This window comes from Maribacter corallii, from assembly GCF_047345415.1.
Taxonomy (GTDB): Bacteria; Bacteroidota; Bacteroidia; order Flavobacteriales; family Flavobacteriaceae; genus Maribacter_C.
In genome coordinates this window covers 1,177,241-1,195,211 of record NZ_JBLFEP010000001.1, presented here as the reverse complement: position 1 = coordinate 1,195,211, position 17,971 = coordinate 1,177,241, and the positions used below count along the sequence as shown (strand labels likewise).

At 45.7% G+C, this 17,971-nt stretch carries 9 protein-coding genes and 1 tRNA gene; 7 read left to right on the top strand and 3 right to left on the bottom strand.

Features of this window, described 5'->3' with window-relative positions; translation table 11 throughout:
* Positions 1 to 17: 17 nt before the first annotated feature.
* The 4 genes from ACKWCA_RS05300 (at position 18) to ACKWCA_RS05285 (ending at position 11,279) form a co-directional block, all read left to right on the top strand.
* On the top strand, positions 18 to 9,767 hold the full coding sequence (locus ACKWCA_RS05300) for a T9SS type B sorting domain-containing protein (RefSeq protein ID WP_413977099.1): 9,750 nt from the start codon (positions 18 to 20) through the stop codon (positions 9,765 to 9,767).
* A gap of 20 nt (positions 9,768 to 9,787) precedes the next feature.
* Positions 9,788 to 10,732, top strand: coding sequence for a PorP/SprF family type IX secretion system membrane protein (locus ACKWCA_RS05295; protein WP_413977098.1), 945 nt, complete (start codon positions 9,788 to 9,790; stop codon positions 10,730 to 10,732).
* Between the two features lie 68 nt (positions 10,733 to 10,800).
* Complete coding sequence (gene folB, locus ACKWCA_RS05290; protein ID WP_413977097.1) at positions 10,801 to 11,163, top strand: dihydroneopterin aldolase; 363 nt, start codon at positions 10,801 to 10,803, stop codon at positions 11,161 to 11,163.
* 45 nt (positions 11,164 to 11,208) lie between these two features.
* Positions 11,209 to 11,279: transfer RNA gene (locus ACKWCA_RS05285), tRNA-Cys, on the top strand.
* A 140-nt stretch (positions 11,280 to 11,419) separates the two neighbouring features.
* Here ACKWCA_RS05285 and ACKWCA_RS05280 read toward each other — a convergent pair.
* From ACKWCA_RS05280 to rnr, 3 genes are all read right to left on the bottom strand, one after another.
* Entirely contained in the window at positions 11,420 to 12,106 is a 687-nt protein-coding gene (locus ACKWCA_RS05280; RefSeq protein ID WP_413977096.1) for a LysE family translocator, read from the bottom strand.
* A 42-nt stretch (positions 12,107 to 12,148) separates the two neighbouring features.
* Positions 12,149 to 12,826: a head GIN domain-containing protein gene (locus ACKWCA_RS05275; RefSeq protein WP_413977095.1), complete on the bottom strand. Its 678-nt coding sequence runs from the start codon at positions 12,824 to 12,826 to the stop codon at positions 12,149 to 12,151.
* Between the two features lie 70 nt (positions 12,827 to 12,896).
* Positions 12,897 to 15,086, bottom strand: a complete 2,190-nt coding sequence (gene rnr / locus ACKWCA_RS05270; RefSeq protein WP_413977094.1) for a ribonuclease R — start codon at positions 15,084 to 15,086, stop codon at positions 12,897 to 12,899.
* A 613-nt stretch (positions 15,087 to 15,699) separates the two neighbouring features.
* On the opposite strand from rnr, the gene rpiB reads away from it, so the two are divergent.
* The 3 genes from rpiB (at position 15,700) to ACKWCA_RS05255 (ending at position 17,689) form a co-directional block, all read left to right on the top strand.
* Positions 15,700 to 16,131, top strand: a complete 432-nt coding sequence (gene rpiB / locus ACKWCA_RS05265; RefSeq protein ID WP_413977093.1) for a ribose 5-phosphate isomerase B — start codon at positions 15,700 to 15,702, stop codon at positions 16,129 to 16,131.
* Positions 16,132 to 16,250: 119 nt separating this feature from the next.
* Complete coding sequence (locus ACKWCA_RS05260) at positions 16,251 to 17,171, top strand: cation diffusion facilitator family transporter (protein WP_413977092.1); 921 nt, start codon at positions 16,251 to 16,253, stop codon at positions 17,169 to 17,171.
* A 74-nt stretch (positions 17,172 to 17,245) separates the two neighbouring features.
* The gene (locus tag ACKWCA_RS05255; protein ID WP_413977091.1) at positions 17,246 to 17,689 is read left to right on the top strand and encodes a GNAT family N-acetyltransferase; all 444 of its coding nucleotides are present in this window, start codon (positions 17,246 to 17,248) and stop codon (positions 17,687 to 17,689) included.
* Positions 17,690 to 17,971 lie beyond the last annotated feature (282 nt).

Here is a 17,971-nt window from a genome sequence, read left to right as displayed (position 1 = left end):
CCGTTACACCCGTGGTCGTGGCGACCCTGCCCGCCGACACCTACACCGTAACCGTAACCGACGATACAACCAACTGTACCGATACCACCACAATCACAATAGCACCGCCACCAGCGGCATTGGACTTTACATTTACCAATACCGACGTGACCTGTGCGGCAAATTCGACCGTTACCGTTACTCCTATTGGAGGCTGGGGCGGCTACGAATACCAATTGGAAAATACCGTAGGTCCGGTAATAGTCTATCCTTACCAAACCGATAACAACTTTGCAGACGTTGCTGCCGGTTCCTATACCATCTATATCAGGGATGCGGGCAATTGTATTGTTAGCAAACCAATACTGGTGGATCCTGCTGAAACCCCGAGTATAGCTGTTGATGCCTCGTCAGATTATTGTTTCGATACCGCTAATCAGGCCTCTTTGACAATCACAATTACAGATGGTGTTGCGCCATTTACCTATAGCATTAGCGGAGGTGGTCAGATCGCAGCAGTGGGGAATCCTTTTACGATTTCCAATCTGATACCTGGAAGTTATGATGTTCAAGTAATGGACGCCTACGGCTGTATTTCCAATGTTTTAAGCGAAACTATCGCCACTCAACTCAATGCATCCGCGGTAGTAACAAAATCGTTGGACTGCACCGTGACGCCGGACGCCACAATTGATGTGAATATTACAAATGGTTATCCGCCCTATGCGACCTATGAAGTAAGTACCAATGGAGGCACAACTTGGGGGGCGCCAGTGGCGATTGTCGGTAGTACATTCACCTATTCAGCTTCAACGGCTGGAACATATGATTTTCGAATTACGGATAGCCTAGGCTGTCCTGTGATTACGCAGGCAGTCATAGACCCTATTGTTAGTCCAGATATTACCTCCTTGGTACAAACCGTTGATATTATTTGTAATGGGGACAATGGGGCGACCATTGTGGTCAATATAGACACCTCTCAAGGAGTAGGGCCCTTCGACATCTCGGTACTGAATACAACCACAGCCACATCATATGGTACACAAACCGCAGGTCTTCCCGCCGGAACCTATGAGGTCACCATTACGGATGCCAAAATGTGTACGGATATGGAAACCATTATAATCGCAGAACCCGATCCGATTACCTATGACGTCAACCTTGTTCCCATTACTTGTGGTGGAACAGGTACCAACCCGGGGTCCATTTCCGTTGAAAACGTCGCAGGAGGCACACCTGGTTTTACCTATCACCTTACAGGAAACAATGGCTATAGTGCTTCACAAATAGAGCCTCTAGGAGCCGACTATACGTTTACGATACTTGAATTCGGTATTTATGAAGTAGACGTTGTTGACGACAATGGCTGTTCCGTTCTCACAACCAACATCATCGCTTCTCCTCCTGACGACCTGGATATTGACGTCTCGGCCGTAACTGCCAACTGTGCAACAGGTGGTACCGCGGAGGTGACCGTAAGCACAGCCATTCTCGGGACCAATTATGAGTTTGGCATATTGGATACCTATGCAGTACCCTATGCCTCTACATATTTTCCTCCTGATGTTGCAAACGGGCCTACTAGAACATTCACTGGGTTAACCCCAGGCATCACCTATACCTTTGTTGTACATGATTTAACGACCAACTGCTACTATTTTGAAACTGCTGCTGCTCCAATTAATTCACCTTCCAGCCTTACATCGAGTTTAGATGCCGTAAACAATGTGACCTGTACGGGAAGCAATGATGGCACGGTGGATTTCACCATTGACAACTATGACCCAGGAGCTACCGAAGTTACCTATGAAATATTCAATTCACAATCGAACCTAACTACTGGAATTACCGGTTCCATTACACCTTTGCCTGCTGTTGGCACAGGAGTGTCGGAAACCAATGTAGGTCCTTTGTCACCTGGAGTCTATTATATTTTGTATAGCGAGGTCAATGGTGCTTTTGCGGGGTGTACCGTTTCATCGGCACAATTCACGATAACACAATCAACCAATGAACTGGACGTCACCGCCAATTTGGACAATAACGACAACTGTAACCTCAATGCAGGTCAAATATCGGCTATTGGTCAATTTGGAACCGCGCCCTATGAATATCAACTTACCTTGTCTACAGATACTGCGCCTACAGCAGCAACTTGGGCAGGTACTGCTACCAATAGTTTCAATGTAGAAGGTGGAGATTATATCGTTTACATAAAAGATGCACACGACTGTATCCGTTTCGACCCCATTACCGTACCTACAGACCCAGAACCAGAAATAACCTTGGTCGCAACCAACCAATGTACGGCCGACGAGGGTAGCTTCAGTGTGGAAATCACATTGGATGTTGCTGGAATTTCCCCAAGCATGATTAGCATAGATGGTTCTGCACCGCAAAATGCACCTGCATTGGTCAATGCAGGGGATACGATGATTATTAACAATTTATCCTCAGGCCCACATTCCATTGCCCTAATTGACCAAAATGGATGTGCCGATACAGACCCTATTACCCTATATCCGCCAGTTAATATTTCCGCAAATATCACAGCCGAAGAAAGCTGCGTTCCTGCAAATGCAGGTGAGGTAACCGTTACAGCAAATGGCGGCTCCGGAACTTATTCCTATACCCAGATTACACCCGCAGGCCCAACCAATGCTACTGGTATTTTTGCAGGGCTCACGCATTCCGTGGCCTATACCTTTGAAGTAGAGGATACCACGACAAATTGTACGGAGACCGTATCCATTACATTGGATACACCGGACGTACCGAACTTTACCCTCGCCAAATCGGACGTAAGTTGTTTTGGCGGAAGTGATGGTTCCATTACCGTGACGCTTAACCCTGGTAATACTGACATTCCCTATCTATACAGTCTTGATGGAGGAACAACAACACAGACATCGAATATTTTCTTGGGTAGACCACAAGGGCTACATAATGTTACCGTAATCTCAGATAAAGGATGCTTGGATACGCAAGCCATTACCATTGACCAACCCACGGAACTGGACATCAGTGCTGTCGCCTCGGTGTTCAGTTGTGACGATGCCGCCAGTACGATCACCGTTACCGTGGAGGACGCCACGCCCGGCAACCCATCGGGTACCGGCCCATACCTGTACAGCTTCGACGGGGGCACCAACTTCCAGACAGGGAATACCTTCGACGTGCCCTTCGGATCGCCCAATGTCACCGTAACGGTAGAGGACGACAACGGTTGTACCGACACCGTGGTCGTGCCCGTACCCGTAAGGGACGAGGTCACGGCGGTCATCAACAGGACCTCCGCCGCCATAGACTGTAACAACGGACAGGAGACCATCGAGATCGTGCCCACAAGCGCATCGGGTACCTATACCTATACCGAACTGCCCAGCGGCAACCCCGTAGCGGACCCGACCAACATCGTACTGACCGCACCGGGAACCTATACCTATGAGGTACTGGACACCACCACAAACTGTAGCGTTGTGGTCGAGCACGTCATCGCGCCGTTCGACTTCATCGACGTTACCGCCACCGTCGACACGGACGCTACCTGTAGCGACAGTACCGATGGCGTCATACAGGTCACCATCACCGGATATACCGGGAACTTCGACTACGAGGTGCTCGACGCTACCGGCGCGGTGGTAGGGGGGACCCTCGATTCGGACAACGCCACAAGCGACCCTTATGTCTTCAACGTATCGACCACCTTGGGCGCGGGCACCTATTCCGTCAGGATCATAGAGACCGCCTTCCCGGAATGTAACGATACCTCCAACAACGTCACCATAGACGCTCCCGAGCCACTTGCACTGCAATTGATAAGCAATGTCAACGCCAACTGTAACGCATCCGATGCCATCGTCACCGTACAGGCCTCGGGGGGGACCGGACCGTATACCTACGGCGCTTCGCAGAGCGGGGCCGGCGTACCCGCCACCTTCACCTTCGACGAGACCGTGGAACTGGACCCCAGCGTCAACCTGAACTGGGACATCTATGTGCGCGATGCCAACAACTGTATCATTGCGGCACCATTGGCCGTGACCGTGGACACCGACACCGTTCCCGATATCGCCCTGGCACTCGACGACGAATGTGCCGCCGAGGGAAGCTTCGGAATCACCGTATCACTCGATGCAGTGAACTTCGGCGTCGCACCATACACCATGAGCCTGGACGGCAACGCCTTCGAAAGCATCGCGGCCTTCCCACATACCTATAACGGACTCAACGCGGGACCACATTCAGTGGAGATACGCGACGCCAACGGTTGCGGCGAGACCGAGAACATGACCATCAACGCCGAACTGTCAATCAGCGCGGTGGTCGTCACACAGCCCACATGTTCCGCAAGCGACGGCGTCATAGAGTTCACCCTGACAGGAGGCGACGCAAGTAACGCCGTCACCCTATTGAACGCGGGCACCCTGACCGATACAGGGCTCGTGCCAGCGGGCAACAGGTTCAACGGGGTCGCCTTCGGGGACTATATCGTAAGGGTGACCGATACCCCGTTGACACCGGGATCATGTATCGCAGACGCCCCCGTATCGCTCGAGGAGCCCACCCCGGTCACCCTACTGGCACCAACGCCCGTGGACGTCACCTGTAACGGCGCCGACGACGGATCGATAACGGTCAACCTGCAGCCCACCACCGCAGGGGTCAACGACAATCCGCCATATACCTTCGAGATCACGGACGGAACATCCACGTTCACCCAGACGACCAACCTGTTCACAGGACTCGCACCCGGAACCTGGGACATCACGGTCACATCGAACAGGAACTGCGTCGCAACACAACAGACCACAATCAACGAACCAAGTGTATTGGACATCAGTGCTGTCGCCTCGGTGTTCAGTTGTGACGATGCCGCCAGTACGATCACCGTTACCGTGGAGGACGCCACGCCCGGCAACCCATCGGGTACCGGCCCATACCTGTACAGCTTCGACGGGGGCACCAACTTCCAGACAGGGAATACCTTCGACGTGCCCTTCGGATCGCCCAATGTCACCGTAACGGTAGAGGACGACAACGGTTGTACCGACACCGTGGTCGTGCCCGTACCCGTAAGGGACGAGGTCACGGCGGTCATCAACAGGACCTCCGCCGCCATAGACTGTAACAACGGACAGGAGACCATCGAGATCGTGCCCACAAGCGCATCGGGTACCTATACCTATACCGAACTGCCCAGCGGCAACCCCGTAGCGGACCCGACCAACATCGTACTGACCGCACCGGGAACCTATACCTATGAGGTACTGGACACCACCACAAACTGTAGCGTTGTGGTCGAGCACGTCATCGCGCCGTTCGACTTCATCGACGTTACCGCCACCGTCGACACGGACGCTACCTGTAGCGACAGTACCGATGGCGTCATACAGGTCACCATCACCGGATATACCGGGAACTTCGACTACGAGGTGCTCGACGCTACCGGCGCGGTGGTAGGGGGGACCCTCGATTCGGACAACGCCACAAGCGACCCTTATGTCTTCAACGTATCGACCACCTTGGGCGCGGGCACCTATTCCGTCAGGATCATAGAGACCGCCTTCCCGGAATGTAACGATACCTCCAACAACGTCACCATAGACGCTCCCGAGCCACTTGCACTGCAATTGATAAGCAATGTCAACGCCAACTGTAACGCATCCGATGCCATCGTCACCGTACAGGCCTCGGGGGGGACCGGACCGTATACCTACGGCGCTTCGCAGAGCGGGGCCGGCGTACCCGCCACCTTCACCTTCGACGAGACCGTGGAACTGGACCCCAGCGTCAACCTGAACTGGGACATCTATGTGCGCGATGCCAACAACTGTATCATTGCGGCACCATTGGCCGTGACCGTGGACACCGACACCGTTCCCGATATCGCCCTGGCACTCGACGACGAATGTGCCGCCGAGGGAAGCTTCGGAATCACCGTATCACTCGATGCAGTGAACTTCGGCGTCGCACCATACACCATGAGCCTGGACGGCAACGCCTTCGAAAGCATCGCGGCCTTCCCACATACCTATAACGGACTCAACGCGGGACCACATTCAGTGGAGATACGCGACGCCAACGGTTGCGGCGAGACCGAGAACATGACCATCAACGCCGAACTGTCAATCAGCGCGGTGGTCGTCACACAGCCCACATGTTCCGCAAGCGACGGCGTCATAGAGTTCACCCTGACAGGAGGCGACGCAAGTAACGCCGTCACCCTATTGAACGCGGGCACCCTGACCGATACAGGGCTCGTGCCAGCGGGCAACAGGTTCAACGGGGTCGCCTTCGGGGACTATATCGTAAGGGTGACCGATACCCCGTTGACACCGGGATCATGTATCGCAGACGCCCCCGTATCGCTCGAGGAGCCCACCCCGGTCACCCTACTGGCACCAACGCCCGTGGACGTCACCTGTAACGGCGCCGACGACGGATCGATAACGGTCAACCTGCAGCCCACCACCGCAGGGGTCAACGACAATCCGCCATATACCTTCGAGATCACGGACGGAACATCCACGTTCACCCAGACGACCAACCTGTTCACAGGACTCGCACCCGGAACCTGGGACATCACGGTCACATCGAACAGGAACTGCGTCGCAACACAACAGACCACAATCAACGAACCAAGTGTATTGGCGGCAGCAATTACCGATATTATCCCTTTTGCGTGTGATGTCAATAATGCGCAACAAGCTGCTGCCATAGAAGTAACGATTACGGCAGGAACAGGTACTCCAGACTATTTCTATAGTGTCAATGGAAGTGCATTCCAACCTACGGGTGGACTGGTATTTACACATGATGTCAATACGGCTGGAAACTATGATATCGCAATTCGCGATGCGAATGGTTGTCCATTTGTTTTGCCTACTCAGGTCATTGATCCGGTGAATACCTTTACGGCTACTGTAGCGTTGTCAGATGCCATTACTTGCGTCAACAACCGTGAGGAAGTGGTGATAACCGTTACCGATGACGGAAATCCCCATGCCTATACCTATACGCTACTGCCACTAGGAAACCCCAATGGCACACAAACGGGAACTACCGGCAATACAGCAACCTTTGAATTGACCGCAGTAGGAAGTTATACTTTCCGAATTACCGATACGGCCACAGGTTGTTATGTGGATACTGCACCTTATGAAATTGCTCCGTACGATCTCATAGAAGTAATCGCCACCGCAGTGGACCCGGTCATCTGTGTCGGTGATGATAGCGGTACTCTTGAAATAGCAATTTCGGGATATTCCGGAGGATACTCCTACGCCGTATTTAATGCGGACGGGACACCCACGCCGGTTTCAGGAAATGCAAATACAAGCACAAATCCATTCCTAATTCCGACAGGTTTGTCTGGTGGTAATTATTATGTTACCGTTACGGAAACCGATTTGACCAGTACACTTTGTAACGATGATAGTAATGTAATTACCATCGTATCTCCAGATATGCCTTTAATTACAGCGGTAACTCCTTTGGCCCCTGTGACCTGTAGCAACGATCTAGGTGAAATACTGGTAGACCCTAGTGGTGGTTATCCGCCCTATGATATTGTGTTGACCAACACAACAACAGGTCAGATCTATACTGAAAACGATGTTTTAAGTTTCGTGTTCACTGGATTGTCTGCTGGTAACTTTACTGTAGTGGTCACCGATAGTGCGCGTGCTCCGGGCTGTGTGGTCAATGATGTTGAAGTCTTGGCACCAGCAACTCAAATTGTAGCGAACGCCACACCTTTACATACCGATTTGGCGTGTTTTGGAGATACTACAGGAACGGTCACTGCGACCGTAACAGGTGGTGGAAACGGCACCTATCAATATGTATTGAATTACTATGATGCGGCCGGTACAACCATTGATTTTGTTTCGGGCGGGCAATCCGCACCCACTTTTACCGGTCTTGGCGGTGGAATCTATAGTGTCACGGTTTCAGATGCTTGGAACTGCCCAGTGGAAACCAATCAGGTAACCATTGATGAACCGACCGAAGTCTTTGCTTCGCTGATACGAACCAATCCGCTTACCTGTGAAGATGGGGTGGAGTTTGAACTTACCGCTATCGGTGGGAGAAGTGGAACTTACGAGTATAGTTTGGATAATATCACCTGGTTGCCGATGACAAGTAACCCAATGCCCTTGCCGGCTACGGGAACCCTAGGTTCTGGAACTCATCAATATTATGTGAGGGATGCGATTCATTTATGTGCTCCCGCCATCTCAAATGCCATCACTGAAGACCCTATTATTCCTTTAGAACTTCATATTGATGATACTGCTGCGTTCGTGAATTGTAATGGCGACAATACCGCCATAATCTATGCAAGTGCGAATCATGGGGTTGGTAATTACATGTTCGAACTATATGATAACTATGCCGGTTCACTTGCGGATTTGAACAATCTTGACTACACCCAGTTGAATGTTGCCAATCGTATTGCAGGGCCAACAGCGGATGGTACCTTCAGTGGTCTTGTTGCCGGTACGTACTATGTGAATGTAATCAGCGGTGATTGCCATGCCAATCCTCAGCAAGTGGTTATTGATGAGCCGGAACCTTTGGATTTCGACGTGGCGGCAACGGATGTACTTTGTTTCGGTGATGAGAATGGCACGATTACAGTTACTCCAATTGCAGGATCAGGAGGTGCAGGAGGTTATATCTATGCCATATCCCCGAATCTCAATCAATTCGACACCATAAATACATTCACGGACCTAGCACCAGGGGATTATACCATAATCGCACAGGATCAAAACGGATGTTTCCAGGTAATCGAAAGGTCCATCGGTGAACCTACACCAATAACAGCAAGTGCTATGGTTACCCCTGAAATATGTGCCGGTGAGGAAAATGGCATGATCGATTTGACAATCGGTGGAGGCACAGCGCCCTACAGTACGCGTTTGAGCACAGAATCGGACTTTGTACAAGACCGTGTTTCTTTTGTCAATATGGCTTCTGGCGGATACATCTTGTTTGTACGAGATGCCAATGGTTGTGAATTTGACTTGGGTGTGACCATTGACCCTGGAGTGAATTTGAATGCCGCAATAGAGGTCATATACGAATGCACAGGAGACAGTCCGGATAATTATATCAATATGACCTTTGAAGACACAAGTGTTATGGGGGATGTACTCTACGCATTGGACTCTACCGACCCTAATGATCTACAATTGAATCCTGATTTTAGAAATTCAACTCCTGGATCACATTACATCAGAGTAGCCCATTCCAACGGTTGTTTCCAAGACATTTCTTTTGAAATAGAGGATTTTGAACCCTTGACATTAACGCTTGAACAGTTCGACATAAATGTGATTACCGCTACAGCCGAAGGAGGAAGGGAAGAGTACACCTACTATTTTGACGATGTCAACAATGGTAGCGACAACACCTTCCGAATCAATAGAACGGATACATATGTTGTTCGGGTAGTCGATGCTAATGGTTGTGAGGCTATGGCGTCTATTGAAATGGAATTTATCGATATCGAAATACCCAACTTTTTCACCCCGGATGGTGATGGTCAAAATGACTTTTGGATGCCACGCAACCAAGAAGCCTTCCCTGAGATACTAACCCTGATTTTTGATCGTTATGGTAGGGAGGTTTACAGACTTGGTCTCAATGATCCGGGATGGGATGGTATCTACAATGACAGCGAACTTCCCACTGGCGATTATTGGTACGTGATTAAACTCAAAGGTGAGAATGATGATCGAGAGTTTGTTGGACATTTTACCCTTTATCGATAAATCTTAACCGAAACAGAACCATGCGTAACAAAGTATTAGTCCTACTTCTCATTTTAGTCTCCTTTATATCAAAAGGACAAGAATTGACCATACCCCAACTATCACAATATTTGGCGGACAATCCATTTGTGATGTCTCCGACTTATGCAGGTATTGGTGATCATGTGAAAATTCGAATCAACGGACTTACACAATGGGTGGGAATCAAAGATGCGCCGGACACCCAGTCATTGGCGGCCGATATGCGTATAGGGGAACAATCAGGTCTTGGAACACTCTTGTACAATGATAGTAATGGAGAAACCAAACAACGTGGTGCACGTATTTCTTTTGCGCATCACTTGACCATTGATCGCTATGACGATAAATTTCTTTCGTTCGGACTATCTTATAACTTCAATCAATTTCGTATCGACATTGAAAACTTCGATGCATTGGACCCGAGCGTTACCGACGACCGTGCAACTACGAACCATAATTTTGACGTGGGTTTTCTATATCGGTGGGACAAGTTTTATTTCAGTGGGAATGCCTCGAATCTGATCAACAAGGATTTGACGAAGTTCAATCCTGTTTTTGAGCCAAATCGGTTGAGAAACTACTATGTATATACGGGTTACCGGTATAAAAAGAACAGAAATAGTAATTTGGAAATCGAACCGTCTGTATTTTTCCAACTTTTCGAAAGCGACGGTCGGTCCGTGACCGATTTAAACGTCAAGTTCAGATGGTATGATTTTGAGGACTATTATTATGCCGGTTTTACCTATCGCTTTTTGAACGATCAAATCGGAGATCCCCTTTATGTGGCACCCATTATCGGATTGAAGAAGAACAATTTTTATTTCGGATACTCTTACCAGGTCATCCTGAACGAGCTGCTGGGGTATAGTACCGGTACACACGTACTTACACTCGGTGTCGACCTATTTCAAGGAATCAGTAATTGTAGATGTACCTATTAGAACGGTGGCCGTTATTTCTTTTCCTTTTTTCCATTGGTTTGATTTAAGTTTGCAAAAAACATTTCACCTTGGGGAAAATCAAAGTTGAGAACATTAAAATCTATGCCCATCATGGGTGTTTGAGGGAAGAGGAAATTGTTGGAAGCCAGTATTTGGTAGACGTAACTGTCAATGCCAATCTTCAAGAGGCTTCAAATTCAGATGATTTATCGGATACAGTGGATTATGTTCATATCAACCATATTGTAAAAGAGGAAATGAAATTGCCTTCAAGGCTCTTAGAGCATGTTGGCAAACGTATCATAGATCGCATTTTCAAAGAAATTTCCATTGTTGGAAAAGCGGAAGTCTCCGTTTCAAAAATCAATCCGCCCATCGGTGGCGATGTCGAAAAAGTTACGGTTATCCTAAAAGAAAAAAGGAATGTTTAAGTTTTTCGATAGTTAAAAAACATAGTACCTTTGCAATCATTAAAAGGCATCGTGGCCGAGTGGCTAGGCACAGCTCTGCAAAAGCTTGTACAGCGGTTCGAATCCGCTCGATGCCTCAAAAATCAACCCTTTGATCCCAGTATTGGGATAGAGGGTTTTTTATTCTTCAGATCTGAGCTTTAAAATTGTAAAAAAGATTCTACGGTAATCGACCGCGTGTTTTAGGAAATTTTACCTGAGTTCCATTCGGTACTTCTTACTCTCGAATCCTTTCAATCTCTTCCAGTCCTTTTTCTATGTTGAATTTGTCTTTCGGCAGAAATCCCTTAGTAATCAAGACCAATCCACAGATTACCAAGATAACACCAAGTCCTTTTTTGATTATCAAAATTCGTTCGGAGGTCAATTTCCGTTTGAGTTGTTTAGCGAGCAAAATTTTGAAAACATCGGTAATAAAATAGGCCAATAGCATTGACCCAAAGAATACCCTAATTCGATTAGGGTCATTATTTACACTCGGGCCGACAACGATAATCACCCCCAACCAAAAAACCAATACTCCTATATTAATGAAGTTAAGCAGAAAGCCCTTTACAAAAAGACCCAGGTAGCCTTTACTGACCTGAATCGATTTCTCTTCGGTTTCCCGAGCCTTCTTTTTTGAATCCTTTTTTACAAAAGTGGTTATGCCATAGACGAGAAGAATCACTCCACCGAAGACGTACAATCCGGGTTGATTACTGAGATTTTCCAAAAGCTGAAAACTACTGAAATACGCAACGGTTATAAAGATTACATCGGCGACAAGTACCCCGAAATCAAATACAATGGCAGCTCTGAAACCTTTAATAGCACTGGTTTCCAAAAGCACAAAAAAAACAGGCCCAATCATAAAGCTTAAAAAAAAACCCAATGGAATTGCTGCCTGTACGTCTTCTAACATGATTTAGAATTTATCGGTGCACATCGATTCGGAAATTGTACATTACATTCTGGTTACTTTACCACCGAATACGGTCTTTTCATCCATCTTGGCAGGATCGCCATAGACCAATACTTCACCACCTGCCTTTACAGTGGCCTTTACATAGTCGAAGGCATAGATTTCTGCCCGAGACCCTGCATTAACGTTCACGGTTGAAAACTTTGTTTTTAAATCTTTGCCTTCATATACACCACCTGTATTGATCATTACATCTTGAAGTTCAGATGTTCCTGCGGTCTTTACCACGCCACCTGTTACGGTTTTTACCAATAGCTGCTCCACTTCCACTCGAATATCCAATTCACCCCCTTCTTGGGCCTTCAATTCCAAAACGTCTTGTTTGATCGTTTCCTGAGCAGTTATTCGTGCATCTTCATTGACATCGATGATAATTAGCTTTTCCGTATAATAGAGATCTACAAAAGTGCGGTAGCCACTAAAAATCTTATCTATTTGCATTCTAAGTTTCAGAACACCGTTTTTATTCACAACAGCGACTTTGTTTGTATTCGCGCCCGTAACTACGGCCTTGTTGCTATCCGATTTGATCAGGTTGATCGATAACCCATCGAACCCCTTTACTTCAGTGAATCTTTCGAGATCGATAGTCACCTTCTCTTCTTGAGCCATCATATGGGTGGTAAACAAAAGCACCACCACTAAAAATACATTCTTCATTTAGGTCGGTTTTTAGGTCTACATAATATCCTTAAAAAAATCCTTCCGCAATTTTGGAATCAAAAGAATTCTATTCATTCTTACCTAATAGGGCAAAATCAAGATGGCGTTTTACAAGATCTGTATTCTTCACCATGACTATGACCTCATCTCCTAATTGATAGGTCTTTTTTGTGCGTTCGCCGACTATAGCGTACTCCTTCTCATCAAAGATATAATAATCCCCCTTTATATCGCGAATGCGCACCATACCTTCACATTTGTTCTCAATAATCTCAACATAAACACCCCATTCGGTGACTCCTGAGATAACCCCTACAAATTCTTGATCTTGATGATCTTGCATGAATTTAATCTGCATATATTTAATGGAATCACGTTCGGCACTAGCGGCCAGATACTCCATATCGGAAGAGTGTTTGCACTTTTGCTCGTAGACTTCCGCTTTTGCCGAGGCGCCTCCATCGAGGTAATGCTGCAACAGCCGATGGACCATTACGTCGGGATACCGACGAATCGGTGAGGTAAAATGGGAATAATAATCGAAAGCCAGGCCGTAATGACCGATGTTATCGGTGGTGTAAATCGCCTTGCTCATGCTACGAATAGCCAGGGTATCTACCAAATTCTGTTCTTTCTTCCCTTTTACATCTTCGAGAAGCTGGTTTAGAGAGGCGCTAATGGATTTTTTATCCTTAAAGTTGAGTCTGTGACCGAAACGAGAGATAATCCCGTTAAGGGCCATTAATTTGTCTTCGTTGGGATCATCGTGAATTCGATAGACGAAAGTCTTTGTGGGCTTTTGCTTCCCGATGAATTGCGCTACCTTTCTATTGGCCAACAACATGAACTCCTCGATCAACTTATTAGCGTCTTTCGCTTCCTTGAAATACACGCTGGTAGGTTCGTTCTTTTCATTGAGGTTGAACCGGACCTCGACTTTATCGAAGGAAATGGCGCCACGGTCCATACGTCTGGTGCGCATTATTTTTGCCAAACGGTCTAGGGTCAAGGTCGCCTCGACAACTGTTTCTGAAACTGAATAGGCACCTCCTCGAATGGAAACCTCATCTGGTATCATCCCCTTTCCGTTTTCAATGATATATTGGGCCTCTTCATAGGCGAATCGTTCATTGGAATCGATTACGGTACGCCCAAACCACTGGTTTTTGATATTGGCTTGATCATCCAATTCGAATATGGCCGAAAACGTATACTTCTCTTCGTTCGGTCGCAACGAACAGGCATTATTAGACAGTACTTCGGGTAGCATGGGTACGACCCTATCTACCAAATACACTGAAGTTGCCCTACTATACGCCTCATCGTCTAAAACGGTATCTTCCTGCAGATAATGGGAAACATCGGCAATATGTATACCGATTTCATAATTCCCATTTTCCAAAACCTCGAAAGAGAGCGCATCATCAAAGTCTTTGGCATCTTTAGGATCAATGGTAAATGTCAAGACATTACGCATATCCCTTCTTTTGGCAATTTCTTCCGGTTTTATAGAGGTATCCAATTGATCGGCATACCGTTCGACCTCAATAGGAAAAGAATAGGGCAAGCCGTATTCCGCTAAAATAGAGTGAATTTCGGTATCATGTTCCCCTGGTTTACCCAATACTTCGATAACTTTTCCAAAAGGGGAATCTGTCTTATCAGGCCATTCGGTCATCTCAACAATCACCTTATCGCCATTAGTTGCGTCTCCAATATGGTCTTGAGAAACGAAAATATCCGTGTACATTCGAGGATCCGTCGGACGAATGAAAGCAAAGTTCTTTTGCATATCGACAATACCGACAAACTGGGTCTTATTGCGTTCGACAATCTTCGTAATCTCTCCTTCAAGCTTCTTCCCTTTTCTTTTGGGAAAGATATAGATCTCGACCGTATCCTTATGAAATGCTTTTTTCAATTTATTGAAGGGTACGAAAACATCATCTTCCATATCTTCAATTATGATGTATGCATTTCCTCTTCCCGTGATATCAACGGTTCCGGTATGATAGGTTTTGGTACTGGCAATGGCTCTGTACTTTCCACGGTCTTCTTCAAGAATTCGGTTCTTGGCTTTTAATTCTCCCAATCTCTTGATTAGGGTATTTCGATCATGAGCAGCTGTAATACCGAGCTTTGACGCTATCTGTTTGTAGTTGAAACTATTTTTTGGTTCTTTTTCCAGCACCGTGAAAATGCCTTTGGTAATTTCGTTTTTTCTATGGTTTTTTGCCTTTTTGTTTCTTTTTGACATTCAATATTTAGTTGTTTCGTGGATAACTATCTGTAGAAATCCACCGTATTTTTTAGATCAGTGTTCCGTCAGTTCATAGTACAATGAAGTTATGAACACTTATATCAATATATATTTCTTTCTTTTAAAATTTAAAATAAAAATGGTGTTTATGATAGGATGTTAATAATGGAGATAAAGAATTCAAAGAAATCTTGCTTTGAACCGATTTAAAAATTTATTGACATTCTTTACAACTGAAAGGGTTATAGAAATCAGTTGATTAACATTTTTATCAACTTATCTTCATAAGTGATGTCAACACAAAATTTATAATAAGTAATCACAAAGGTAGTGTTAACTTCTCAATATGAAAGTTTGATATCTTTCTCTTATGTTCTAAGAAGTTAATTGTGGATTCTGAAGATAGTTTTGTAAAGCATTATTCTTATGAATTCACAAAATTTTTAAATCAGTTTTTTTGTGAACTTTATCAACGATCCTAATAGGGAATCTCAACAACAAATGAACTGATTAAAACGAATCTATTGAAATATCTGTTGTGAAGTAATGAATAGTTGTGGTGAAACCCCTTGTATTTGTACCTTTGTGCTACTAACCAATGCCATACATCATGAAAATAGCGATAGGAAACGATCATGCAGGTACGGAATACAAGCTTGCGATTATTGGATTACTCAAATCATTGTCCATTGAAGTTACGAATTATGGAACCGATGGAACCGATAGTGTTGATTATCCTGATTTTGTTCATCCCGTAGCCACCGACGTAGAAGAAGGCAAGGTAGATCTTGGTATTATTGTTTGTGGCAGTGGTAACGGAGCATCGATGACAGCGAATAAACATCAGAAGGTGAGATGCGCTTTGTGTTGGACCAAGGAAATCGTTCAGCTTGGTCGTGAACATAATGATGCTAATATTTTGAGTCTTCCGGCTCGTTTTATCTCTTTGCCCCAAGCTTTGGAAATGGTCAAAGTATTTTTGAATACAGAATTTGAAGGGGGAAGACATGAACGTCGTATAGAAAAGATACCTTGTTCTTAGTTGAAAAATAAGCGATATCGCACTTGATATTTTGTATTGGGCGATTGAATCTAGAAGCGAAACGGTGTAGTTTCTATTCGTTACCTTGTGTGGATAGCGTACAGGTTTGATAACATACCATGGGTCATAGTCATTCACATCATCACGACCATCACCATCATCCGGATGTGAAGGGGCGTAATTTGATTATTTCCATCCTTCTGAACATTTTGATTACCGTTGCCCAGGTTATCGGGGGATTGGTTTCCGGGAGCCTTTCCTTACTTTCCGATGCACTTCATAATTTCAGCGATGTACTTTCTTTAATTGTGAGTTATGTGGCAAACTTACTATCGAAAAGACCCTCTTCGAACAATAAGACTTTCGGCTATAAACGTGCGGAAATTATCGCGGCTTTTGTCAATGCCGCGGCCCTGATGATTGTCGCCATTATTTTGATTTTTGAGGCTGTCGAACGTTTTCAACAACCCCAGGAAGTCGCTTCGAATTTGGTCATATGGTTATCCTTATTAGGAATATGCGCAAACGGATTCAGTGTACTCCTTCTTAAAAGGGATGCGGATAGTAATATGAATATGAAATCGGCCTATTTGCACCTACTGACCGATATGATGGCTTCAGTAGCGGTTTTGATCGGTGGTATTTTAATGAAGTTTTTTCAATGGTATTGGGTAGACCCTGCATTGACCTTGGCCATTGCCGTATACCTGATCTATATGGGGTATGATCTATTGAAACAATCGACTCGAGTATTGATGTTGTTTACCCCAAATTCAATAGAGGTACAGGAAATCGTAACGGCCATTTCAAAAATAGAACCTATAAAGAACGTACATCATGTGCACATATGGCAGTTAAACGAAGATGAAGTGCACTTAGAGGCCCATATAGACTTTAGTAAAGATATTCGCCTATCCGAATTCGATGCTATTCTTGAAAGAATAGAAGAAGAAGTGTATCACAATCATGGCATTAACCATGTGAACATTCAACCGGAATTCGGTAAATGTGATAGTAAACAAATCATCGTTCAAGATTGATAACGTAGACTTTAGACCATTGCGAGAACCAATAAAAGGGCCAACAATTGTGTAATGATTTAATACCGATACCCATGCTCAAGATTTCCGTAAAGACCTTTGAAGAACTGAATACCGCAGAGTTGTACGATTTACTGCAACTACGCTCTGAAATTTTTGTTGTCGAACAAGATTGTGTGTATCAAGATTTGGACGGTAAAGACCAGAAGGCACTTCATATTATCGGAACCAAAAACCATAGGATTGTGGCATATACCCGCATTTTTAAAGCTGGCGATTATTTGGCACAAGCTAGTATTGGTAGGGTAGTGGTCAAGGAGGGAGAACGTCAACATGGGTATGGAGTTGCTATTGTGACAGCATCGATTAAAGCTGTTGAAGAACAGTTTAAGGAAACTTCAATCGCGCTGTCGGCCCAGACTTATTTAAAACGTTTCTACAATTCACTGGGTTTTATCGAAAAAGGAGGTGAATATCTAGAGGATGGTATCCCTCATGTTATGATGGTTAGGGGTTAGTTTCCTGCTTTTGAATTACAATTTTGAAGGAGCTTAACAGCTTCTTCTGCAAAGTAATCACTGTTTTTTACTAGTTGACCCCGAAAAACATATAACCAACTGCACAGTTGGTTATGAAGTAGTTTCGCAGTAGTGAATAAAGCTTAAAAACCTTTAAACTTGGACTTTGATCGATGTATGGCTTTCCTGTGGGCATTTTACTTCCGCATAGGATGCACAACAAACTAGAGGTGGTTGGTAAAATCGAGGGAGTAAATACAGTAAACACTATAAAAAGAAACA

Bases quoted from the DNA above. Each gene is read 5' to 3' on its own strand.
- ACKWCA_RS05255 (WP_413977091.1), top strand. From the start codon at position 17,246: ATGCTCAAGATTTCCGTAAAGACCTTTGAAGAACTGAATACCGCAGAG.
- rpiB (WP_413977093.1), top strand. From the start codon at position 15,700: ATGAAAATAGCGATAGGAAACGATCATGCAGGTACGGAATACAAGCTT.
- ACKWCA_RS05280 (WP_413977096.1), bottom strand. From the start codon at position 12,106: ATGTTAGAAGACGTACAGGCAGCAATTCCATTGGGTTTTTTTTTAAGC.
- rnr (WP_413977094.1), bottom strand. From the start codon at position 15,086: ATGTCAAAAAGAAACAAAAAGGCAAAAAACCATAGAAAAAACGAAATT.
- ACKWCA_RS05275 (WP_413977095.1), bottom strand. From the start codon at position 12,826: ATGAAGAATGTATTTTTAGTGGTGGTGCTTTTGTTTACCACCCATATG.
- ACKWCA_RS05260 (WP_413977092.1), top strand. From the start codon at position 16,251: ATGGGTCATAGTCATTCACATCATCACGACCATCACCATCATCCGGAT.
- ACKWCA_RS05295 (WP_413977098.1), top strand. From the start codon at position 9,788: ATGCGTAACAAAGTATTAGTCCTACTTCTCATTTTAGTCTCCTTTATA.